This is a genomic window from Methylobacterium variabile (assembly GCF_001043975.1).
GTDB lineage: Bacteria > Pseudomonadota > Alphaproteobacteria > Rhizobiales > Beijerinckiaceae > Methylobacterium > Methylobacterium variabile.
In genome coordinates, this window is sequence record NZ_LABY01000017.1 from 49,392 (window position 1) to 71,713 (window position 22,322).

Sequence of the window (22,322 nt, forward strand, 5' to 3'; positions counted from 1 at the left end):
GAAGCACCTCCGCACACTCGACAAATTCCTCCCTCACGCAGGCTCTCCGACATGGCCGCGACCCTCGCGCCCGCCGATGCACCGATCGACCGCCGCCGCATGGTGGCGTTCGTCTGCATGGTGTTCGGGATGTTCATGGCGATCCTGGACATCCAGATCGTCTCGGCCTCGCTCGCCGAGATCCAGGCCGGCCTCTCGGCCTCGGCCGACGAGATCCCGTGGGTGCAGACGAGCTACCTCATCGCCGAGGTGATCTCGATCCCGCTCTCCGGCACCCTGTCGCGGGTGCTCTCGACCCGCTGGATGTTCGTGATCTCGGCCGGCGGTTTCACCCTGATGAGCCTGATGTGCGCCACCTCGTCGACGATCGGCGAGATGATCGTCTGGCGCGCCGCCCAAGGCTTCATCGGCGGCGGCATGATCCCGACGGTGTTCGCCTCGGCCTTCACGATCTTCCCGCCCTCGAAGCGCAGCATCGTCTCGCCGATGATCGGCCTCGTGGCGACGCTCGCCCCCACCATCGGCCCGACGGTCGGCGGCTACCTCACCGACCTGTTCAACTGGCACTGGCTCTTCCTCGTCAACATCGTGCCGGGCATCTTCGTCACGGTCTCGACCTACCTGCTGGTCGATTTCGACAAGCCGAACCTCGACCTGCTCAAGCGCTTCGACTGGGCCGGCCTCGGCCTGATGGCGGCGTTCCTCGGCTGCCTCGAATACGTGCTGGAGGAGGGCCCGACCCACGACTGGTTCCAGGAGGAGGCGATCTTCCTTGCCGCCATCGTCTGCGGGGTCGCCTGCGTCGGGTTCTTCTGGCGGGCGCTCACCGCCGAGCAGCCGATCGTCGACCTGCGCGCCTTCTCCGACCGCAACTTCGCCGGCGGCTGCCTGTTCAGCTTCGTCATGGGCATCGGCCTCTACGGCCTGACCTACCTCTATCCCGTCTATCTCGGCCGGGTGCGCGGCTACTCGGCGCTGCAGATCGGCGAGACGATGTTCGTCTCAGGCCTGTGCATGTTCGCCACCGCCCCGATCGCCGGGCGCCTCTCGGCCAAGGTCGACCCGCGGATCATGATGGCGATCGGGTTCTCAGGGTTTGCCGCCGGCACCTGGATCGTCACCGGCATCACCAAGGACTGGGACTTCTACGAGCTGCTGCTGCCTCAGGTGCTGCGCGGCTGCTCGCTGATGCTGTGCATGATCCCGATCAACAACATCGCGCTGGGCACCCTGCCGCCGGCCCGGATGAAGAACGCGTCCGGCCTCTACAACCTCACCCGCAACCTCGGCGGGGCGGTGGGGCTGGCGCTGATCAACACCGCACTCAACGACCGCTGGGACCTGCACCTCGCCCGCCTGCACGAGCGCTTCACCTGGACCAACCCGATGGTGCTGGAGCGCCTCGACAGCATGGCGAAGGGCTTCGCGGGACTCGCCGGCAACCCCGACGCCATGGCCCTGAAGGCGATGATGAACACCGTGCGGATGCAGGGGCTGCTGATGAGCTTCTCCGACGTGTTCCTGATCCTGACGGCGCTGTTCGTGCTGATGGCCTGCGCCACGCCGATGATCCGCCGGCCGCGCCCGGGCGGGGCGGGGGCCGACGCCCACTGAAGGCCGGCCGCTCGCGAGGCGAGCCTTCTTGGCGGCGTCGCTGCGGGCGGACCCGATGTTGACAAGATGGGTGCCTGATGCTCGATTGCCGATCTTGCAGGGCAGCGTGAAATCTTGTCGACGAACAATCGAACCATCAGTCAAGACAATCTTTCATTGGCGAGAAGGCTGGCAGAAGATTACGGCGTTCGGGGCGACATTCACGATCACGATTATATTTATTGGTACGCCTACGATGCGCTGCCCGACACGGACAAGGCCGGCGCGGTCTACGCCTATCTCGAGGGCGGGCGGACGCATGCGGAGGTCCTGCGCGACCTCCTGGAGCAGCATCGTCCGGCGCGACCGGACTTCTCGCTCCTCGACTTCGCGTCCGGCTACGGTCGGGTCTCGCGTCACCTCGCGAAGATGTTTCCCGAGGCCGGCATCTCGGCCTGCGACATTCACCCGGACGCGGTCGCCTTCCTAAACGACCTCGGCATCCCGGCGCACCTGTCGACGGCGCAGCCGGAGGCGTTCTCGCTCCCGGACCGGTACGACGTGATCTTCGCCCTCTCGTTCTTCACCCACCTCCCGAAGGCCACCTGGGGCCCGTGGCTGTACCGGCTCAGCACGCACCTCGCTCCGGGCGGCCTCCTCGTCTTCTCGGCACACGGCGCGATGATCTGGCCCAAGATGGACCGCCCCCCGCTCGACGAGGACAGCTTCTCGTTCGTCTCCTCGAGCGAGCAGAAGGACATCAGCGGGGACGAGTACGGCAATTGCGCAACGATGATCGATTTCGTGAGCAAGGTCATCCGGGAATACTCCCTGCACCTGGAGGGCTTCCGCTCTCCCGGTATCGACCTTCACGACATCTACGTCATCCGGGCCGTCGGCGAGGACCTGATGGTTCCGTCGCTGCACAATCTGCGCCGGCTCCAGCCGCGCCGCCGGGACGGCGTTCTCAGCGCGATCAGGACGTGGCTGAGCGGCCCGTGAGCGGCGGTCAGCGCCCCTCCGGCGGACCGGCCTCGCCGCCCTCGGCCCGCGCCGCCGGTCGCGCAGCCACGGCCGGTGCGGTCACGCCCGCCTGAGGCGATCCCGACCACGCACCGGGCTTCTGCCACCCGGTGCGGCCCTCGCTCAGGCCGTGCTCCAGGAAATGCAGCAGCGGGTTGACGCCCGAGGCCGCCACGTCCGGGTTCGCCGCGAGGTAGCCGCGGGTGCTGAAGCCGGCGCTCGGATCGCGGCCCTCCCGCCAGCCGTGGCGGAGGTAGTGCTCCAGGGGCGTCATCGACTCGAGCGGCAGCCGGATGTTGACGCGGACGTAATACTCTTCGTCGAATCCGGGCAGCGGGGTTCGAAGCAGTCGCCCACCGAGGTAGCGGGACACCAGTCGCGACCGGGCGAAGTGAAATCTCATCGGGCGTTTTCATCCCACTGGGCGCGCTCGGGACGCACGGGACAAGCGCCCGCAGCGACACCGAGGCCCCCGATTTGTCAAGGCGGGGCCGTCGCGGCGCATCGGCGGAGGGCCGGGCGTCCGACCCCGGCACGACGGCCCCGAGCCGGATACCTGACGCCTGAGCGGTCGGACCACGGCCCGGCGCAGCAGAGAAAAGCGCCTTCCCCCGGGAGGGGAAAGACGCCAAGTCTGCGACACGTCTCGGGAGGAGGTGCGGATACCGTCCGGGGCACGGGACGCAACGGACGGGATCAACGCGTGTCGCCGTTATCAGTACACGCCATGTCCCACAACTTGCAAGCCGCTGGATCACCCCCTTTGGTCTGATAAAACTAACGGCAGCGCTTGCCTTCGAGATTGTTGCGTTTCTTTCCGAGCATCGGGCCCGCTTCTAGGTCCGATGGGCGGCGTGGACGCGTCGGGGTCAGGTCGCGCGGGCTCTTCCCGCACAGGGCCTTCTTGCGCGGGCTCTTCCCGCACAGGGCCTTCTTGCGCGGGCTCTTCCCGCGCGGGGCCTTCCCGCGGTAGATGTCGGCCTCCTGCCCACGCCGCCCGGACGACGTGACGACGCCTGCTCCCTCCGCGACCCCGCCCGCCACCGGCCGCCTCCGCTTCGAGGCGGTGTCGAAGCGCTTCGGCGACCATCTCGCCGTCGACGGCGTCAGCCTCGACCTCGAGCCCGGCATCGTCTTCTGCCTGCTCGGCCCGTCCGGCTGCGGCAAGTCCACGCTCCTGCGGATGACCGCCGGCTTCGAGGACCCGAGCGCCGGCCGCATCCTCCTCGACGGGCAGGACCTCGCCGGCGCAGCCCCGCACCGCCGGCCGGTCAACATGATGTTCCAGTCCTACGCCCTGTTCCCACACCGGACCGTGGCGCGGAACGTCGCCTACGGCCTGGAGCGGGAGCGCTTGGCCAAACCTGAGATCGCCGCCCGGGTCGCCGAGATGCTGCGCCTGGTGCAGCTCGAGCCCCTGGGCACCCGCCGGCCCGACCAGCTCTCCGGCGGCCAGCGCCAGCGGGTGGCGCTCGCCCGGGCCCTCGCCAAGCGGCCGCGGGTGCTGCTCCTCGACGAACCCCTGGGCGCCCTCGACCGCTCCTTGCGGGAGGAGACGCAGGGCGAGCTGCGGGCGCTGCAGCGCCGCCTCGGCACCACCTTCGTCGTCGTCACCCACGACCCCGCCGAGGCGATGGTGCTCGCCGACCGCATCGGCGTGATGGCGGCCGGCCGGCTGGTCCAGGTCGGGCCGGCGGCGGAGCTCTACGAGCGCCCGGCCACCCGCTACGTCGCGGGGCTGCTGGGCGACGTGAACCTGATCGAGGGCCGGCTCGGGGAGGGCGGGGCCGGGCGCTTGCGCGGCCTCGACACGCCGCTCGGTGCCCTGACGGCCTTCGACCACCACGGCGCCGGTGCGGCGGGAGCGCCGGGCCTGCTGGCCCTGCGGCCCGAGCGCTTGAGGCTCGGCGGGGAGGAGGGCCTGCCGGGCACGCTCCTCGACGCGACCTACCTGGGCGACAAAATCCTCTACCGGGTCGGGATGGCGGACGGGCGGGTGCTGCGTGCCGCCGGTCCCCCCGGCGCGGGCCCGGGGGTCGGCGCCCCGGTGCGCCTCGCCTTCGCGCCCGAGGCGGCCTCGCTGCTGGCGGCGGAGCCCGCATGAGCCGGCGCGGGACCCTGCGGCGGCTCGGCCTTCCGGCCGTGCCGCTCCTCTGGCTCGTCGCCTTCTTCGGCCTGCCGTTCCTCGTCGTGCTGAAGATCAGCCTGTCCGACCCGGCGACGGCGCTGCCGCCCTACACGCCGGTGCTCGACTGGGACGCGGGGCTGGCCGGCTGGGCCGACGTGCTCGCGGCCCTCGACTTCGAGAACTACCGCACGCTCGTCGCCGACCCGCTCTACCTCGAGGCCGGCCTGACCTCGCTCGCGGTCGCCCTCGGCGCCACCCTGCTCCTGATCCTCGTCGGATACCCGATCGCCTACGCGATGGCCCGGGCGCCGCGCCGGTGGCAGCCGCTCCTCGTCGCCCTGATGGTGATCCCGTTCTGGACGAGCTTCCTGATCCGGGTCTACGCCTGGATCGCGATCCTGAAGGGCGACGGGCTCCTCAACCAGGCGCTCCTGGCCCTAGGGCTGACGCATAAGCCGGTCGAGATCCTCAACACCCCGGCGGCGGTGATGATCGGGGTGGTCTACGCCTACCTGCCGTTCATGGTGCTGCCGCTCTACGCGGTGCTGGAGCGCCTCGACCGGGGCCTCGTCGAGGCCGCCCGCGACCTCGGGGCGAGCCGGCTCACCGCCTTCCGCACCGTGACCCTGCCCCTGTCGCTGCCCGGCCTCGTCGCAGGCGCCCTGCTGTGCTTCATCCCGATCACCGGCGAGTTCATCATTCCGGACCTGCTCGGCGGCCCTGACACCCTGATGCTCGGGCGCGTGCTGTGGAGCGAGTTCTTCTCCAACCGCGACTGGCCGCTCGCCTCGGCGGTGGCGGTGGTGCTGCTGGTGATCGTGGCCGGCCCGGTGGTGCTCTTCCGCGAGGCCGAGGCCCGTCGCCTGGAGCGACCTTAGATGTGCGACCATAGATGAGCGCCCGTCGATGAGCCGCGCCCACCCACTCGCCTGGGCCGCGCTGGGCTTAGGGATGGCCTTCCTGTACGGGCCGATCCTGCTCCTCGTCGTCTACTCGTTCAACGCCTCGCGGCTGGTCACGGTCTGGGCCGGGTTCTCGACCCGCTGGTACGCCGGCCTCCTCGAGAACGGCCCCCTCGTCGAGGCGGCCCTCGTCACCCTCAAGGTCGCCTTCGCGTCGGCCGGCCTCGCGACGGTGCTGGGCACGCTGGCGGCGCTGGCCCTCGACGGGCGCCGGCGCTTCCCCGGCCGGCTGCTCCTCACCGGGCTCGTCTACGCCCCGATGGTGATGCCGGAGGTGATCACCGGCCTGTCGCTGCTGCTGCTGTTCGTGGGCCTCGGCATCCCCCGCGGCTTCTGGACCATCGTGGTCGCGCACGCGACCTTCACGCTGTGCTTCGTCACTGTCGTGGTGCAGGCCCGCCTGCGCAACCTCGACCGCGCGTTGCTGGAAGCCGCCGCCGATCTCGGCGCCACCCCCGTGACGGTGTTCCGCACCGTGACCCTGCCGCTGATCGCGCCGGCCGTCATCGCCGGCTTCCTCCTGGCCTTCACCCTGTCGATGGACGACCTCGTGATCGCGAGCTTCGTCTCGGGCCCCGGCGCCACCACCCTGCCGATGCGCCTCTACAGCCAGGTCCGCCTCGGCGTGACCCCGGAGATCAACGCGATCTCGACCTTGCTGATCGGGGCGGTGAGCGTCGCGGTGCTGGGGGCCTCAGTGCTGACGGCACGGCGGCGGTGACCTCCATAAGAATGCCTTCGGCAGTCCGGCATCCTTCAGGGTGCCGTTGGCGGTGTGTCGGGACTTGATCGCAGCATCGACCGTGAAGGCGCGTTTCGTGAGAGGGCTGAACCAGATCTCGTGATCCCCTCGACCCTGACGCTTGAACGCGCAGCCGGCGGCGAGCAAGAGCGCTTTGACCGCCTTGGTATAGTCGTTCATGCGGCCGCAGGGATCGAAATGCGGGCATGCATGTGCGCGATGATCTCGATCGCGACCTCACCCAACCCAGGCTCGTTTTCTTCCAGAAGCTCTGCCGCCATCGTTGGGATACGGGCGATCAAGGCATCGGATGTCGGGGCTTCGGCCCTCAAGCCTGCAACGTCGCTCTTGTCGACGTACCAAACTTCGGCGTCGGCGTCGTAAGCGATCTGAACGATGAACAGCGCCATGATGTGATCCCGAAGCGTCGGGACCGAATGTCGTGGATTGCCGCGCGATCCGCAACGGTTCGGGAAAATTGCAGGATCGGCATCCACTCGGCCCCGATCCTGCAACGGCTCCCCCGGGCGGCACCAGCCGCCCACCGGAACCCGGAGCTTCAAGCATGGATGTCGGCGTGTTCATCCCGATCGGCAACAACGGCTGGCTGATCTCGGAGGCGGCCCCGCAATATAAGCCGAGCTTCGCCCTCAACAAGGCGATCGTGCAGAAGGCGGAAGGCTACGGGCTCGATTTTGCCCTCTCGATGATCAAGCTGCACGGTTTCGGCGGCAAGACCGAGTTCTGGGACTACAACCTCGAATCCTTCACGCTGATGTCCGGCCTTGCGGCGGTGACGGAGCGGATCAAGCTCTTCGCCTCGACCGCGGTGCTGACCCTGCCGCCGGCCCTCGTCGCCCGGATGGCGACCACGATCGACTCGATCGCCCCCGGCCGCTTCGGGGTGAACATCGTCTCCGGCTGGCAGAAGGCGGAATACGCGCAGATGGGTCTGTGGCCCGGCGACGACTACTTCGGCTACCGCTACGACTACTCGACCGAGTACGTCCAGGTGATGAAGGAATTGTGGGAGACCGGAGCCTCCGACTTCCAGGGCGAGCATTTCCGGATGGAGGGCTGCATGATGAAGCCCGCGCCCTCCGGCCCGATCCCGATCGTCGCCGCCGGCCAGAGCGGGCGCGGCATGGAGTTCGCCGCGACTTACGCCGACTACAACTTCGTCCTCGGCACCGGCCTCAACACGCCGACAGCCTGCGCGCCGACCTGCGCCCGACTGATCGAGGCGACGGCGAAGACCGGGCGCGACGTCGGCTCCTACGTGCTGATGATGGTGATCGCCGACGAGACCGACGCGGCGGCGGAGGCGCGCTGGCTGGCCTACCGCCAGGGCGCCGACGTCGCGGCGCTCGCCTGGATGCTCGACCAGAGCACGCAGGACAAGAACGCCTCGGCCGACTCGACCGCGACCTGGATGAACCTGCCCGAGGGGGCGGTGAACTTCAACATGGGCACGCTCGTCGGCTCCTACGCCAAGGTGGCGCGGATGCTCGACGAGGCGGCCGCGGTGCCCGGCGTGAAGGGGATCATGCTGACCTTCGACGACTTCCTGGCCGGGCTCGACGCCTTCGGCACCCGGATCCAGCCGCTGATGGCCTGCCGGGAAGCCCGCCGGGAGATCGCCGCGTGAGCATCTCCGACGTGCTCATCGCCCGCACCATCCTGGCCGGCACGGTCGCGGAGAGCGCCCCGGCCCGGGACCTGCCCTCGGCTTGGGAGCGCGACGCTCCCGAGCCGGGAGAGGCCGAGCAGCGCCTGCGGTCGGCCGCGGCGGCGACGGGGGAGGCGGCGCCAGCCGCACCGCCCCTGCCGCCGGTGCAGGACGGCCCGCTGCACGCCCTCGGGATCGGCGCCCTCCAGGCCGCCTTCGCGGCGGGGACGACCGACCCGGTGGCGCTCCTCGCCGCCCTCCGCGAGCGCGTCGCCCGCCACCCGTCCGGCCGCGACGCGCTGCTGGCCCCGGTGCCGGGGGCGGAGGCGGCCGCCGCGGAGAGCGCCCGCCGGATCCGCGCCGGGCAGGCGCGGCCGCTCGAAGGGGTGCCGTTCGGCATCAAGGACATCATCGACTGCGCCGGCGCCCCGGTGACCTGCGGCTCGCGCCTCACCGGCGCCCGGGTGGCGGAGACCGACGCGACCGTGGTGGCGCGCCTGCGGGCGGCGGGCGCGATCCCCTTCGCCATGCTCGCCACCACCGAGTTCGCCTGCGGCTCGGCCCACAACCCGCGCTACGGCGCGGTCGGCAACCCGTGGAACCGGGCGCGCTGGACCGGCGGCTCCTCGACCGGCTCCGGCGCGGCGCTCGCCGCCCGGCTGCTGCCGCTGGCCCTCGGCACCGACACCGGCGGCTCGATCCGGGTGCCGGCGGCCTGGTGCGGCATCACCGGCCTCAAGCCGACCCGCGGGCTGGTGCCGCGCACCGGCGTCGCGCCCCTGTCCTGGACCCTCGACCATGTCGGCCCGATGGCCCGCTCGGCCGAGGACCTCGCCCGGGTGATGCCCTGGATCGCCGGTCCCGACGGCGCCGACCCTCACGCCGCGGGCCGCTACGACGCCGCGCGGGGACGGGGCCTCGCCGGCCTGCGGGTCGGCGTGCCGGACGGCTGGTTCACCGCGATGCAGGACGAAGGCGTGCTGGCCGCCTGGGAGGCGATGCTCGCGGTGCTGGAGCGCGGCGGCGCCCGTCTCGTGCCGGTCGACCTCGGGCCCGTCGCGACCGCGCACCAGGACGGCTACACGATCGTGATGGCGGAACTGGCCGCCTTGCAGGAGCCCGACCTCGACCGCGCCGACGCCCTCGATCCCGGCACCCGCGCCCGGATGGACCAGGGCCGGCACTTTGCCGCCACCGATTACCTGCGCGCCCTGCGCCGCCGGCCCCTGGTGCTGGCCCAGGTCCTGGGCGCCCTGGATCAGGTCGACGTCCTGGTGACCCCGGGCCTCGGCGGCGAGGCGGCGGCGCTCGACACCCTCACCGTCGACGTGGACGGCACCGCCCACCCGCTCCAGGCGGTGCTGCCGCGCAACACCATGCTGTTCGACTATACCGGCCTGCCGGCCCTGATGCTGCCGACCGGCTTCGGCCGGACGGGGCTGCCGGTCGCCGCCCAGGTCGTGGCTAAGCCCTACGACGATGCTCTGTGCTTAGGCGTGGGGGCGGCGTTCCAGCGCGAGACGGGGCATCACCTGGAGGCGCCGCCGGAAGTGGGGTGATCGGCTTCCTTGGTCGGCCGACCACGAGTGGATGTGGGGCGCCTATCCGCTCGAGCGGGAGCGCGTGCCGACCGCCTTCACCTGATCCACGATCCACCGCAAGGCAGCGATGACCGTCCCGGCACCCTGAGGGTCGGCGGCGATCCGCGCCAAGGGGATGGTCGCCCACCCGTCCATGGCGGCCTCGCCCGAGCCGAGGTCCTCGATCCGCGCGAGAAGCAGGGTCGGGAACCGGGTGGGGCGATCGGAAGCCTCAATACTCCCACTCCGCCCCCACCCCCACGGCGGTGCGCCCGTCGGCGCCAGCCTCGCCCTGCACCTTGATCCGCCCGGTCACGTCGTAGGTGATGGTCGCGGCGCTGTCCTCCGGGCGGGCGCCGGCGCGCACGCCGACATTGACCCGCTCGCCGAGCGCCCGCGACAGGCCGACCGCCGCGCCGCCCTTGGTGCCGGCCTGGATGTCGAGGCTGTCGAGGCCCAGCCCCTTGCGGGCGCTCTCGAACACGTCCGGCCCGCCGGCGCCGCCGGAGAGCTGGGCCACGGCCTGCGCCAGTTGCAGCGCCTGGAACGGCGACAGCCCGCCCGAGGCCTTCTTGAAGAGGAGGCGCGACAGCACCTCGTCCTGCGGCAGCGGCGGCTCGGAGGAGATCGCGAAGTCGGGCTGGTTCGCCGGGCCGGTGACGGCGATCCTCGCCGTGACGTCGCCGGCCTGGGACTGGGCCAGGAAGTCGAGGTCCGGCGCGGTCAGGTCGCCCGCGAAGGTCAGGCGGCCGCGGCTGAAGTCGAGGCGCTGGCCGACGATTTGGATCCGGCCGCGGCGCATCGCGAAGGCGCCGTTCGCCACCGGCGCCGCCGAGGTTCCGGTGAGCCGCAGGCTCCCGCCGAGCTCCGCGTCGATGCCGCGGCCGCGCACGGTGATGCGGCCGGGGGCGTTCACGGCGACGTCGAGGGTGGCGAGGAAGGGCGGGGCCTTGCGGCCGCGGCGGGCGGGCGCGTCCCGCTTCGCCCGGGCGGCGAGGCGCGCCCGGGTCTCCGGAGGGACGTTGACGTGGCGGATGCCGGGCAGGGGCTGCACCGTGGCGGGCAGGCGGTCGGGCACCGAGACGTCGAGGAAGACGACGTCGACCTGGCCTGTCACCCGCGGGGTGCGGGCCAGCGGCCCGGTGAGCGACAGGTTGAGGCCGGTGGTCAGCGTCATCAGCGGGCTCGAGACCAGCTCGGCCCGGTCGGCCCGGATGGTCAGGTTGCCCGGGAACCCCGCCGCCGGCTCGACCGCGACGCGGCCTTGCGCCTGCAGGGTGCCGCCGTTGCGTGTGGCGGCGGTGAGACGCTCGATCACGATCGTGTCGCCGCGGCCGGTCACCCGGCCCTGGATGTCGGTGAGGCGGACGCCCTGGAGCGGGTCGGTGAAGGTCCCGCCGGTGAGCACCGCCGCGCCGTCGACCCGCGGGGCCTGGAGCGTGCCGCCGACCCCGGCATCGACCGCGACCCGGCCGGTCAGGCGCTGGCCGCCCGCCGCCAGCATCGTGTTGGCGAGCGCGGCATCGATGGTGCCGCGGGCCCGCAGGTCCATGCTGCCGCCGGCCTCGACCGGGAGCGAGCCGGACAGGGCGAGCCGGAGCCCGCTCCCGGCCGTCACGGTGCCGTCGAGGCCGGCGCGGCCGTCGCTGATCCGGCCGGAGGCCTTCGCGTCGACCGGCGGCAGGCCGGCGGAGCGGGTCTCGGGCGTCACGAGGCGCGACAGGCTCAAGGCGTAGCGGCCCTCCGGGCTCGCGGCCGGGCCGGTCAGCACCGCCTCGCCGTCGAGAGTGCCGGACAGGGCGAGGCTCGGCGCCACGATGCGGGCCAGCGACAGGGGCAGGCTCTTCAGGCCGAGCCGCAGGTCGAGGCGCTGGCCGAGCGTGCCGTCGAGGCTGGCCCTCCCCGAGCCGGCGGCGATCGCGAGGCCCGCGACCGTCACGCCGTCATCCGCGAAGGTCAGGGTGGCCGGTCCGGCGAGGGAGAGCCGGTCGGCCCCGCGCACGGCGCTGAGGCGGGCGAGATCGAGGCGCGGAGGCTCGGCCGGGACGAGCCGGGCGGCACCGTCGAGGGAGAAGCCCCGGGCCCGGGCCTGGAGCAGGAGGTCGCTGCCGTCGGGCGCCGGCTTGGCGTCGAGGCGGACGGCCTCGATCGTCTCGGAGCCGGCGACGAGCCGGTCGGCGTTGAGCCGGCCCGCGACCCGGGGGCGCGTCCACAGGTCGGTCCCGGCGAGGTCGGCGTCGAGGCGGGAGAGCGCGACGCCGGCGCCGCGCACGCCCTCGCCGGTCGCCCGCACCCGGGCATCCTGCCGGCCGCCGGCGCGGCTGAGGGTGATCGCGGCGTCGAGGCGCCCGGCGAGGCGGGTCAGCGCCAGGGCCGAGAGGTCGTCGAGGTCGCCGGCCTTCAGCGTCACCTCGCCCTCGGCGAGGCGGGCAGCCGGATCGAGCGCGGCGTTGCCCGCGAGGCTGACCGAGCCGAGGCCGAGGCTGAGCCGGTCGAGCACCCAGTCGGCGTCGCGGCGGGCGAGGTGGAGATCGCCGGAGAGCGGCTTGCCGTCGACCCGGCCGGAGAGGGCGAGCGTCCCGTCGAGGGCGCCGGTGACGTCGGTGAGGATGGCGCGGGCCGCGAGGTCGCGGATCGGGCGGCCGAGGGCCCTGGCGTCCGGTGCCGCCAGGGTCACGGCGAGGTCCGGGCGCTCGAGCGAGCCGGTGAGGCGGGCATCGAGGCCGGCCCGGCCGGCGAGGTCGGGATCGAGGCTCGCGAGGTCGGTGAGGTCGACCCGGCCGGTCATGTCGGCCCTGGTCTCGGTGGCGCGGCCGTCGAGGGTCGCGGTCACGGCGGCCCCGGTCAGGCGCGCGGCCTGGACGGCGTAGCCGTCGGGCAGCCGGGTCAGGCGCCCGGTGAAGCGCGGCGTGCGGCCGAGCGTCCGGTCGAGGGCGGGGGTGCCGAGGAAGAGCTTCTCCGTGCTCGCCTCGACGTCGGCGGTGATGCCGGCCCGTCCGGGATCGCCGGAGAGCAGCGCCGTCACGGCGACGCGGCCGCCGAGGGGCCGGCCGGCGGCGAGGGAGAACGCCGCGAGGTCGGGCAGCTCCGCCTGGAGCGTGCCCGCCGCCATGTCGCGGCCGAGGCGGCCGGTGTAGCGGGCCTTCGCCGTCGGGGCTTCCAGGGTCACCGCCTCGAGGTCGGCGACGCCGTTCGGGTCGAGGCGGCCGGCGAGGCGGAACGAGGCCTTCGGGCCGATCGCCCGCCTCAGGGCCGGGTCGGCGAGGTGGAGCCCGTCGACCTCCGCCTCCGCCGCGAGGCGGAAGGCCTGGCCCTCGGGGGTGCGCGGCAGCGGCTCGGCGACGACGTCGGCGCTCGCCCGGCCGAGGCGGCTGCCCGCCGCCGACAGGCCCGCGGCGCGCAGGCGCCCGCGGACCGCCGGGGCGTCGAGCGGTCCCTTGACGCTGGCATCGAGCACCAGGGATTCGAGGGTCGACTCGCCGGCCCGGGTGACGCCGCCCTCGGTCGGCAGCGCGCGGGCCTGCAGGGTCAGGTCGGCGGTGCGGGCCGCGTCGACGCCGCCGTTCAGCGCCAGGCGCGCGGTGCGGGAGGTGAGCTCGAACCGGTCGACCCGCACGGCGCCGTCGTCGGCAAAGCGCAAGGTGCCGTCGAGGCGGGTGGTGCCGGAGAAGACCGCGGCGAGGGGCCCGGGCATCAGGCCCTCGACCTGCGAGGCGAGGTCGAGCGTCATCCGCCGCTCCGCCCCGGCCCGGTCGATGCGGGCCCGGCCCTCGGCACCGATGCCCTCGCCGGCCCGGAAGGCCAGGGTGGCGTTCCAGGCGTCCAGCGTGCCGCTTCCATCGAGGTCGAGGGTGACCGGCGGCAGGCCGGGCAGGTTCATGAGCCGCGCCGCGAGGCCGCCGGCCGGCTCGTCGTGGGCGAGCTTCAGCTCGAGGCGGCCGCTCTCCGGCGCGTAGGCGAGCTTGATCGTGACCGTGCCGGGCTTGTCGAGGCGGCGCAGGCCGACACCGAGGTCGAGGCCCTCGCGCGGGTCGCCGAGGGTGGCCTGGCCGGCTCCGGCGATGCGGGCGCCCTCGCCGATCACCGGCTCGCCGAGGGCGAGCTCGCTCAAGGAGAAGGCCTTGACCACCACCTTGACCGGCAGCTCGGGCAGCAGCGCCTCCTTGTCCTGCGACGGCGGGCTGGCGGAGGGCAGGGGCCGGCGCAGCACCTCGAGCCGGCCGATCTCGAGCCGGTCGATCTCGAGGCGCCGGGAGAGGAGCGCCGTGCGGCGCCAGATCAGCCGCGCCTTGTCGAGGCGCAGCCAGACGCCGTTGCGGTCGGCGATGGCGACGTCGCGGATCGTGGCGTCGGAGGAGAGCGCCCCGTCGACCGCGCCGATCGAGACCCGCGAGGTCGGGGTCGAGAGGGCGCGGGACAGGAGGTCGCCGAGGATCGTGGTCTCGCCCTCGGCCGCCTCGCCGGTGGCAGCGTGGCCGAGCCAGGCGAGGGCGAGGAGGGTGACGGCGATGGCGGCGGTGAGGAGGCGGGGTACGCCCACGCCCTTTCCCGGACGACCGGAGCGGAGCGGAGGGAGATCCGGGATCCAGCGGTCAGACGTCGCGAAGCGACCGTGCGTCTGCAATGGTGCTGCATGCGGAGCCGCCTCGCGGCGAGGCTCACGGCTGGATCCCGGACCTCCTTCCCCTGACGCTCCGGTCGTCCGGGAAGGGGGGAGGGCAGGGCCCGGCTTCGCGCGTCCTCGCGACTGCATCATCAGAACGCCTGACCGAGGCTGATGTAGAGGGCGACCGGCGGCTGCTTGAGCTGCTTGTCGGGGTTCAGCGGCACGGCGAGGTCGACCCGGATCGGGCCGATGCCGGTGTAGTAGCGAAGGCCTAAGCCCGCCGCGACGCGGATGCGCTCGTCGAAGTCCGGCAGGGTCCCGGCGAAGGCGGTGCCGGCATCGACGAAGGGCACGATGCCGATCGTGTCGGTGATCTTGATCCGGCCCTCGACCGAGCCCTCCAGCAGCGAGCGCCCGCCGATCGGCAGCTGGAACGGGCCGATCGGCCCGACGGTGCGGTAGGCGTAGCCGCGGATCGAGCCGCCGCCGCCGGCGAAGAAGCGCAGCGAGGCCGGGATGTCGGCGAGGCCCGCGCCGCTGATCGAGCCGAAGCCGAGGCGCGCCGCCACGATGTAGCGGGCCTCGTCGTCGAAGGCGTAGTAGGTCGACCCTTGCGCCTTGGCGATGAGCAGGTCCGGGCTGTTGCCCAGGCCCGCATAGGGCGTGAGCGAGGCGGTGACGCGCACGCCCCGCGTCGGGTCGAGCAGGCTGTCGGTCGAGTCGTAGGTGACGCCGGCGTTGAGGCCGAGCAGCCCGTAATCGACCCGGCCCAGGGCGTCCCGGTCCGAGCCGACCCGGCCGTCGATCCCGACCTGGGCCGAGAAGGCGTCGGCGAAGCGATGGCGGAGCGCGACGGTGCCGCCGGTGGCGTCGCTGAGATAGGATTGCTGGACCTCGCGGCCGATGAAGGCGCTGGCCAGCAGGTCGTTGCGGGTGCCGAACAGGGCCGGCTTGACGAAGGTCGCGGCGAGGCGGCCGCCGAGCCCGTTGGTCTCGATGCCGGCCAGCCGCCGGCGGCGGGCGTAGAAGTCGGTGCCGAGGCCCAGATAGGACAGGTCGGCGTCGATCCGCAGGGTCTCGCCGCCGCCGAACAGGTTGCGGGCGGCCCAGTAGGCGCGCACCCCCGGCCCGTCGACGGTGGAGTAGCGGGCCGAGACGCCGACGATGTGCGGCGCGCGCTCGGTGACGTCGACGAAGACCGGCAGGGTGCCGTCGGGGTCGAGCGCCGTGCCCTCCCGCACCCGCACGCCGCCGAGGGCCTCGATGCGCGAGACCGAGCGGCGGATGTCGGCGAGCGCCTGCGGCGAGTAGGGATCGCCCGGCTCGGCGTAGATGAAGGAGCGCACCACCGCCGGGTCGAGGTCCTTCGTGCCCCGCACCGTGACGGCCCCGAGGGCCGCCTTCGGCCCCGGATCGACCACGAAGGTCACGTCCATGGCGTGGGCGGCGTGGTCGACCACCGGCTCGCGCCGCAGCGCCTTGGCGAAGGGGTGGCCCTGGCGGCGGAAATGGTCGACGAGGGCCGCCTCGCGAGCGAGCACCGTGGCGGAGCGGGCCGGCACCTCGTCGCCGAGGCGGGTGAGGCGCGCCGGCACGGCCTCGGGCGGGAACGGCACGCCCGCGGGGTCGAGCACCACGAGGCTCCGCAGGTGGTAGAGCGGGCCCTGGTCGACACCGATGCGCACCGCGACGAGGGTCCGGTTGCGGGCGGCCTCGGCGGCGCGCACGGCGCTGCGGGCCGCCGCGTCGCCGCCCAGCACCACGTCCTCGATGCGGAAGCTCAAGCGGCCGTCGTAGTAGCCGAAGCCCCACAGGGCGTCGACGAGGCGGGTCGCGTCGGCCTCGGCCCGGCGCAGCAGGCCCTCGCCGTCGGGGGGCGCGTCGTTGCGCAGGCGGTAGAGGCTCGACGTGTCCTGGAGCGCCCGCAGCAGGTCCTCGTCCTCGACGCCCTGGAAGCGGATCGCGTAGGGCAGGGCGGCCGGGCTCGGGGCCGGGGGCGCCTCCTCGGCGCCGAACAGGCCGAAGAGGTCGAAGGCCCGGGCCGGCTCCGCGGACATGACGGCGCCGAGCGCGAGGGCGAGCCCCGCAACCCTGCCGTATCCCGTTGACGGACGCGCCCCCGGCGCGCCGCGACGCAGTCCGACCCGATACCGCATGCCCCCCGGCCGTGCTGTGGGCACCGCCCGCCGGGGCGGTGCCGCGAAACCATTCTCACGCCACCGGCGTGCTCCGTGCCCGCCGTCGCGGGCGTCTCCAGTCGGCCCGCGATGCGCGGGCCGACGATCCGGCCTGCACGAACCGCCGCGCCCGCCCCGCGCTACCTCGTCCGCGAGCAGACGCGCGCCCAACAGATCCCGTCCCCAAATATCCCTGCCCCAAGGATCCTCCCCGAGGGTCGTGGGCATTCGTGTCCAAACCGTGTCCGTGCGGCAGGCCGATCCGGGGCCAAGCTAGAGCATAAGCGGGCGGAGCGGGAGCCGGAGAGGCCCGGAGCGGCGGCCTGATCGATCGGAAGCGGCACGCCAACCCTCTGATGCGGACGGATAGATTGTCGGTGCCCGCGGCGCGCGGTCGCGCCTGCCCCCGGCCGGGCCGGCGCGTTGAGCGTGTCCGTGCCATCCCCGCTGTCCACAGGGTCTTGTCCATGGTCCCGGTCGTGTTCCATCCGGCCTACGAGGCCCCGCTGCCGGAGGGCCACCGCTTCCCGATGGGCAAGTACGGGCGCCTGGCCGCCGTGATCGCGGCCCGCGGCCTGGTGCCGGACGGCTTCGTGACGCCCGACCCCGCGAGCCCGGACCTGATCCGGCTCGCGCACGACGCGTCGTACGTCGAGCAGGTGATCACCGCCACGGTGCCGCGGGCGATCGAGCGGGCGATCGGCCTGCCGGTCGATGCCGGGGTGGCGCGGCGCTCCCTCGCCTCCTCCGGCGGCACGCTGCTCGCGGCGCGCCTCGCTCTCGAGGGCGGGCTTGCCGGCAGCACCGCCGGGGGGAGCCATCACGGCCGGCGGGCCTCGGGCGGCGGGTTCTGCGTCTTCAACGACGTGGCGGTGGCGGCGCTCGCCCTGAAGCGCGAGGGCACGATCCGCCGGGCGCTGGTGATCGACCTCGACGTGCACCAGGGCGACGGCACCGCCGACTGCCTGCAGACCGAGCCCGACCTGTTCACCTTCTCGATGCATGCCGAGCGGAACTACCCCACCGACAAGGTGCCGGGCGACCTCGATGTCGGCCTGCCCGACGGCCTGACCGACGACGCGTACATGGCGGCGCTCGGGGAGCACGTGCCGCGCCTGCTCGACGGGTTTCGGCCCGACCTGGTGTTCTACAATGCCGGCGTCGATCCCCACCGGGACGACCGCCTCGGCCGCCTGGCCCTCACCGACGACGGCCTGCGCCGGCGGGACCGTCACGTGGTCGGGGAGGCGCGCCGGCGCGGCATTCCCCTCGCGGCGGTGATCGGCGGCGGCTACGCCACCGACGTCGAGGCGCTCGCGGCCCGCCACGCCCTGGTGTTCGAGGCGATGGCGGACCTGGCGTGAGTGGATCCGGATTGCGCCGATCGCAAGGATCCGGCGGATACGTGCAAGCATTATTGATATGAAGAAGACTTGCGCTTCGCCTTAAAATGTTGGCATAATTTACAAGCGCAATTTCCGCGGAATTCGTGACGCCGATTCCATTCGCCGCGACAAACATCAACGTCACAGAGAATGATGTGCCCGCGGCGAGACACGAGGGAGGGATCAATCATGGCACGACGCACGCGCCGCTCGTCGGCATCCGGCGCTCAATCGGAGAATGTAACGACACCGACATCGACGGATCTCACGCCGGGCATCCTCATCAGCTTCAAGCCGGGAGCATCGAAGGAAGCCTTGTCGCTTCTGAGCAATACCGCCGGCGTCAAGAACGTTGCCTATTCCAATGAATTCTCGGACAGTGCGGTCGACCTGGCGCAGGTCGCGCAGGCCGGCATGGTCGTCTTCGACACGCTCGGGATCGCCGTCATGGACGCGGATCCCGACCAGGAAGCCGCCCTCGCCCCGCTGGCCACCGCCGACAACGCCCTGGCGATCATCGAGCCGGAGCCGATCTTCTTCGCGTTCGGCAGCGGTCCGCCGGCGGATTTCGAGGCGTATTTCCGCGGCTACAAGGACGCGGTCGACCACCTCTACGAGAAGCTGCTCGCGGATTCGTCGGTGGTCAGCGAGGCGGCCGGCGGGACCGGGCAAGGCTTCCGGGACACGGAGCAGGCAACCTGGGGCCTCACCGCCACCGGCGTGGCCAGCGCCCGGTCGAGCGGGCGCGGCGTGCGCGTCGCGATCCTGGATACCGGCTTCGACCTCGACCATCCGGATTTCCGCGGCCGGCAGATCACCGACCGCTCGTTCATCGCCGGGCAGGCGGTCTCCGACGACAACGGCCACGGCACGCACTGCGTCGGCACGGCCTGCGGCCCGCGCAGCCCCACCAAGGGCCGCCGCTACGGCATCGCCCACGAGGCCGAGATCTTCGTCGGCAAGGTCCTGTCCAACCAGGGCTCGAGCCTGGGCCGCTCGACGCTCGCCGGGATGGAGTGGGCGGTGACCAACCAGTGCCACATCGTCTCGATGTCGCTCGGCAGCCGCGTCGCGCCCGGGCAGACCTACCTGAACGCCTTCGAGAGCATCGCCCGCGAGGCCCTGCGCCGGAATACCCTGATCATCGCGGCCGCCGGCAACGACAGCCGGCGCAGCCAGAACAAGGTCTGTCCCGTCGGGAGCCCGGCCAACTGCCCGTCGATCATGGCCGTCGGTGCCGTCGACCGCTTCCTGCGCACTGCCGACTTCTCGAACGGGTCGACCAATCCCGACGGTCGGGTCGACATCGCGGGTCCCGGGGTCGACATCTATTCGAGCGCACCGGAGCCCGCCGCGACGCCGCAACCGCCCTACTTCCGGACCTGGTCGGCCCAGTACGACACGATCAGCGGCACCAGCATGGCCACGCCCCATGTGGCAGGCATCGCGGCCCTGCTGCGCCAGGAGAACCCGGGGCTGACGGCGGGCGGCCTGTGGCGCCTGCTGGTCGCGAAGGCGCGGACCCTGCCGCAACCCTCGGGCGACGTGGGGGCGGGCCTCGTCCAGATCTGAGATCCGTGAACGGGTTCGCGTGGGCCGGCGTTGATATGGTATGCCGTGGTCGGGCCCGCGGGAGGGCAGCCCCGTCCCGCGCTATAGGAGATGTGCCATGTCCTCCAAGGATGCGCCGGGTGGACGGACGATGAACGTGATGGTCACGGTCGAGGACGCGTATCGCGAGAAGCTCGGCCAGGTGGTCCATACCCTGGAGCGGGCCGGGATGACCGTCGCCGACACTTTCGCGCTGAGCGGCGTGATCGTGGGGGAAGTCGCGCTCCCGAAGGCCGGGCAGCTGCGCGCGGTTCCGGGCGTCGCCTCGGTCGAGGAGGAGCCCGTCCACCACGCGCACCGCTGAGCCGCAGGAACGGCTCAGCCTGTCCGCCGTTGACTCCCGAGACCCCGCAACCGCGGCACATGACCCACGCCGCGCGGCCCACACCACTCGGAGGATGCGATGAGCCTCATCGGCAAGATCGTCACCAAGATCCTGGGGAACGACGACCCCCGCACCCGTCCCGACGACCGCGTCACGCACACCGACTCGGGCAACCTCGTCGGTCGCCTCGTCACCAAGATCCTGCGTCGCTGACGCAACGGTTCCGCGTGGCCGACGCCGCGGCGCGGAAGAGCTGCCGAACGCCCCCACCGGTCTTCCGGGCGGGGGCGTTCGCGTTCGGGCCTTCGCACCCGCTCCGAGAAAAATCCGTCGCGCGTGCGCTTTCGCACTTGCGAAGAGCGCCCGGGCGCCTATCTTTCGCAGTGCAGGGTCGCGATGGCGTCGCGGCCCTGCTGCCCTCTTTGGGCGTTTCCTCCCTAGACTTCGGGCCGCTCGCGAGAGCGGCCTTTTTTCTTGGCCTCACGGCCAAGCGAGACCTCACGGCTAAGCGAGGCAGCGCCGCTGCGCGTGCGCGACGCGGGCGGCCGCCCGTGCCGGCCGCGTGTCGGGAACCGCGACGGCCTCGCTGGCGAGGATGCGGCGCTTGAGGGCGACGAGGGCGGGGTCGCCCCAGCGCGCCAGCACGGCCTGGAAGGCGGCGTGGCGGCCGGCATCGTAGCGGCCCTCCGCCGTCAGCGGGTGGGGCGGGTGCAGGTGGATCACCGGAGCGAGGCCCGCCGGGACCGGAGCGGTGGCGGCGTGCAGGCGGCCAAGGCGCAGGAGCTTGTCGAACCAGTGCGCGCGGGGGCCCGGATGGGCGTCGGGCAGCACGACCTCGATGCGGTCGCGGCCGCAGGCCGCCACCAGCGTGGCGCCGAGCCCCGGAAGCGAGGCCCAGAGGGCAGCGTCGGCCGGGCGGCCGCAGGCGGCGCGCAGCAGCGCGACGGCCCCGCCCCGCACCCGGGCGAGGATCCGGGCTTGGCGCAGGGGCAGGCCGAGGCAGAACAGCGTGCCGTCCCGGTCCTCCGCCCGCGCCGCCTCCCGGTCGGGGCCGAGCTCGCTCACCGCCGGGGCGGGGCAGGGCGGCAGGGCGGCAACCGGCCGGCACAGGGCGAGGGCCTGGCTCCAGGCGCCGCCGCCGAGCGCCGTCTCGTAGGCGAAGGGCACCAGTTCGTCCGCCTCGCCCAGCACCAGGGCGCCGCGGGGGGTGACGAGGCCCGGGCGCCCGCCGCAGGGCGGCTCCGCCGGCTCGTCCGGGTCGCGCCGGAAGCTGGCGCCCGCCCCGTAGCCGCCGAGGCTCCAGGACGCGGCCGGATCGGCCAGGGCACGCCCGAGGACCGCCCGCAGCCCGGCGGGATCCGGATGCGGCGAGACGGACAAAGGTCCTTCTCCTCCTTGAGCGCAGCGCAGCAAACCGCTACCTCTTCAGGGGCAGGGGGCGCCTGCCCGGGTCGAGAATCGGAAATCGTGTCGGAACCGTCGCCGTTGATCCCCGATCCGGAGCTGCCGACCCGCAAGCGGGTCAGCGTCCGCGGCCGCCTGCGCAACTACTTCTTCACCGGCGTGATCGTGGCCGGGCCCCTGGCGATCACGATCTACATCACCTGGTGGTGCATCAGCCTGATCGACGGCTGGGTCAAGCCGCTGGTGCCCTCCGCCTACCTGCCGGACCACTACCTGCCCTTCAGCGTCCCGGGCCTCGGCCTGGTCATCGCCTTCGTGGCCCTGACGACGCTGGGGGCGCTCACGGCTAACCTCGTCGGCCGCTCGGTGGTGGAGTTCGGCGAGGTGCTGCTCGCCCGCACGCCGGTGATCTCGGGGCTGTACCGCGGGCTGCGGCAGGTGTTCGAGACGCTGTTCTCCACCAGCGGCACCTCGTTCCGCACCGTCGGCCTGGTCGAGTTCCCGGTGAAGGGCACCTGGTCGATCGTGTTCCTGTCGGCCCCGGCCGGGCCGGACGTGCAGAACGCCCTCGGGGCGGGGCACGACCATGTCGGCGTCTTCCTGCCCTGCGCCCCCAACCCGACCACCGGCTTCTTCTTCTACCTGCCACGGACCGAGGTGATCGAGGTGCCGATCAGCGTCGACGACGCCGCCAAGCTCGTCATGTCGGCCGGCGTGATCCAGCCCGAGGATCCGCAGACCCGCCTGCAGGCGATGGCGGCGGGCCTGCGGGTGGCGCAGGTCGGGCCGATGGAGATGCCGGCGCGGGACCGGCAGGACGCCTGAACCCCCACGTCCAGCCCTCGCGCGGCAATCCGGCGGACATGCCGGCGCCGCGGCCATGATGCATTTCAGCAACATCGAGCCCGGATTGCAGGGGCCACGCTTCCTTGAGCGATTTCAAGGTGCCGGCGAGAGTCGAGTGCCATCAACCGCTTCGTCGACCTGCCGCGACTTCATCTTATAACAGATAAAAACAAGTCTTGTTTGTTTCCGCCCCGCACACCGTTGCGGAGCCGTCCGGCGGCTGTAAAGGCAGTCAAGGTCTCGCGAGTACAGGACGCCCGTCGCGAGACTA

At 72.5% G+C, this 22,322-nt stretch carries 18 protein-coding genes; 12 read left to right on the forward strand and 6 right to left on the reverse strand.

Annotated features, from left to right (window positions below):
* The first annotated feature begins 51 nt into the window (after positions 1-51).
* Both VQ02_RS02705 and VQ02_RS02710 read left to right on the forward strand, forming a co-directional pair.
* Positions 52-1,614 carry a DHA2 family efflux MFS transporter permease subunit gene (locus tag VQ02_RS02705; RefSeq protein ID WP_048442611.1) on the forward strand — a complete coding sequence of 521 codons (1,563 nt, stop codon included), beginning with the start codon at positions 52-54 and terminating at the stop codon, positions 1,612-1,614.
* 156 nt (positions 1,615-1,770) lie between these two features.
* Positions 1,771-2,595 (forward strand): class I SAM-dependent methyltransferase, encoded by an 825-nt coding sequence (locus tag VQ02_RS02710; protein WP_048442612.1) that lies wholly within the window; start codon positions 1,771-1,773, stop codon positions 2,593-2,595.
* Positions 2,596-2,602: 7 nt separating this feature from the next.
* Here the strand turns inward: VQ02_RS02710 and VQ02_RS02715 are convergent, their stop codons facing one another.
* Positions 2,603-3,019: a hypothetical protein gene (locus VQ02_RS02715; RefSeq protein ID WP_053080166.1), complete on the reverse strand. Its 417-nt coding sequence runs from the start codon at positions 3,017-3,019 to the stop codon at positions 2,603-2,605.
* A 603-nt stretch (positions 3,020-3,622) separates the two neighbouring features.
* Between VQ02_RS02715 and VQ02_RS02720 the strand changes: the two genes are divergently transcribed.
* The 3 genes from VQ02_RS02720 to VQ02_RS02730 are packed head-to-tail and all read left to right on the forward strand — an operon-like array spanning position 3,623 to position 6,427.
* On the forward strand, positions 3,623-4,720 hold the full coding sequence (locus tag VQ02_RS02720) for an ABC transporter ATP-binding protein (RefSeq protein ID WP_245239608.1): 1,098 nt from the start codon (positions 3,623-3,625) through the stop codon (positions 4,718-4,720).
* The gene (locus VQ02_RS02725; RefSeq protein WP_048442614.1) at positions 4,717-5,622 is read left to right on the forward strand and encodes an ABC transporter permease; all 906 of its coding nucleotides are present in this window, start codon (positions 4,717-4,719) and stop codon (positions 5,620-5,622) included. The genes VQ02_RS02720 and VQ02_RS02725 overlap by 4 nt, the downstream gene beginning before the upstream one ends.
* 28 nt (positions 5,623-5,650) lie before the next feature.
* The gene (locus VQ02_RS02730) at positions 5,651-6,427 is read left to right on the forward strand and encodes an ABC transporter permease (protein ID WP_048442615.1); all 777 of its coding nucleotides are present in this window, start codon (positions 5,651-5,653) and stop codon (positions 6,425-6,427) included.
* Here VQ02_RS02730 and VQ02_RS35300 read toward each other — a convergent pair.
* Positions 6,401-6,628 (reverse strand): type II toxin-antitoxin system HicA family toxin, encoded by a 228-nt coding sequence (locus VQ02_RS35300; RefSeq protein ID WP_083469004.1) that lies wholly within the window; start codon positions 6,626-6,628, stop codon positions 6,401-6,403. The genes VQ02_RS02730 and VQ02_RS35300 overlap by 27 nt on opposite strands.
* Positions 6,625-6,858: a DUF1902 domain-containing protein gene (locus tag VQ02_RS02735; protein ID WP_048442616.1), complete on the reverse strand. Its 234-nt coding sequence runs from the start codon at positions 6,856-6,858 to the stop codon at positions 6,625-6,627. The genes VQ02_RS35300 and VQ02_RS02735 overlap by 4 nt, the downstream gene beginning before the upstream one ends.
* Positions 6,859-7,013: 155 nt before the next feature.
* Between VQ02_RS02735 and rutA the strand changes: the two genes are divergently transcribed.
* Positions 7,014-8,096 carry a pyrimidine utilization protein A gene (gene rutA, locus VQ02_RS02740; RefSeq protein WP_048442617.1) on the forward strand — a complete coding sequence of 361 codons (1,083 nt, stop codon included), beginning with the start codon at positions 7,014-7,016 and terminating at the stop codon, positions 8,094-8,096.
* Positions 8,093-9,676 carry an amidase gene (locus VQ02_RS02745; protein WP_048442618.1) on the forward strand — a complete coding sequence of 528 codons (1,584 nt, stop codon included), beginning with the start codon at positions 8,093-8,095 and terminating at the stop codon, positions 9,674-9,676. The genes rutA and VQ02_RS02745 overlap by 4 nt, the downstream gene beginning before the upstream one ends.
* A 253-nt stretch (positions 9,677-9,929) precedes the next feature.
* Here the strand turns inward: VQ02_RS02745 and VQ02_RS02750 are convergent, their stop codons facing one another.
* Together VQ02_RS02750 and VQ02_RS02755 are read right to left on the reverse strand one after the other, a co-directional pair.
* Positions 9,930-14,453: a translocation/assembly module TamB domain-containing protein gene (locus tag VQ02_RS02750; RefSeq protein WP_425339875.1), complete on the reverse strand. Its 4,524-nt coding sequence runs from the start codon at positions 14,451-14,453 to the stop codon at positions 9,930-9,932.
* Positions 14,453-16,360: an autotransporter assembly complex protein TamA gene (locus tag VQ02_RS02755; protein WP_048442619.1), complete on the reverse strand. Its 1,908-nt coding sequence runs from the start codon at positions 16,358-16,360 to the stop codon at positions 14,453-14,455. The genes VQ02_RS02750 and VQ02_RS02755 overlap by 1 nt, the downstream gene beginning before the upstream one ends.
* 587 nt (positions 16,361-16,947) lie before the next feature.
* On the opposite strand from VQ02_RS02755, the gene VQ02_RS02760 reads away from it, so the two are divergent.
* From VQ02_RS02760 to VQ02_RS02775, 4 genes are all read left to right on the forward strand, one after another.
* Positions 16,948-17,844, forward strand: coding sequence for a histone deacetylase family protein (locus VQ02_RS02760; protein ID WP_048442640.1), 897 nt, complete (start codon positions 16,948-16,950; stop codon positions 17,842-17,844).
* Positions 17,845-18,180: 336 nt separating this feature from the next.
* A complete protein-coding gene (locus VQ02_RS02765) occupies positions 18,181-19,437 on the forward strand; it encodes a S8 family serine peptidase (RefSeq protein WP_053080168.1) in 1,257 nt (418 codons plus the stop codon).
* Positions 19,438-19,534: 97 nt separating this feature from the next.
* Positions 19,535-19,780 (forward strand): hypothetical protein, encoded by a 246-nt coding sequence (locus VQ02_RS02770; protein WP_048442621.1) that lies wholly within the window; start codon positions 19,535-19,537, stop codon positions 19,778-19,780.
* A gap of 99 nt (positions 19,781-19,879) precedes the next feature.
* Positions 19,880-20,014 carry a hypothetical protein gene (locus VQ02_RS02775; protein ID WP_048442622.1) on the forward strand — a complete coding sequence of 45 codons (135 nt, stop codon included), beginning with the start codon at positions 19,880-19,882 and terminating at the stop codon, positions 20,012-20,014.
* A 291-nt stretch (positions 20,015-20,305) separates the two neighbouring features.
* On the opposite strand, the gene VQ02_RS02780 is transcribed toward VQ02_RS02775, so the two are convergent.
* Entirely contained in the window at positions 20,306-21,181 is an 876-nt protein-coding gene (locus VQ02_RS02780; protein WP_048442623.1) for a DUF6925 family protein, read from the reverse strand.
* Positions 21,182-21,268: 87 nt separating this feature from the next.
* On the opposite strand from VQ02_RS02780, the gene VQ02_RS02785 reads away from it, so the two are divergent.
* Positions 21,269-22,030, forward strand: coding sequence for a DUF502 domain-containing protein (locus tag VQ02_RS02785; RefSeq protein WP_048442624.1), 762 nt, complete (start codon positions 21,269-21,271; stop codon positions 22,028-22,030).
* Positions 22,031-22,322 lie beyond the last annotated feature (292 nt).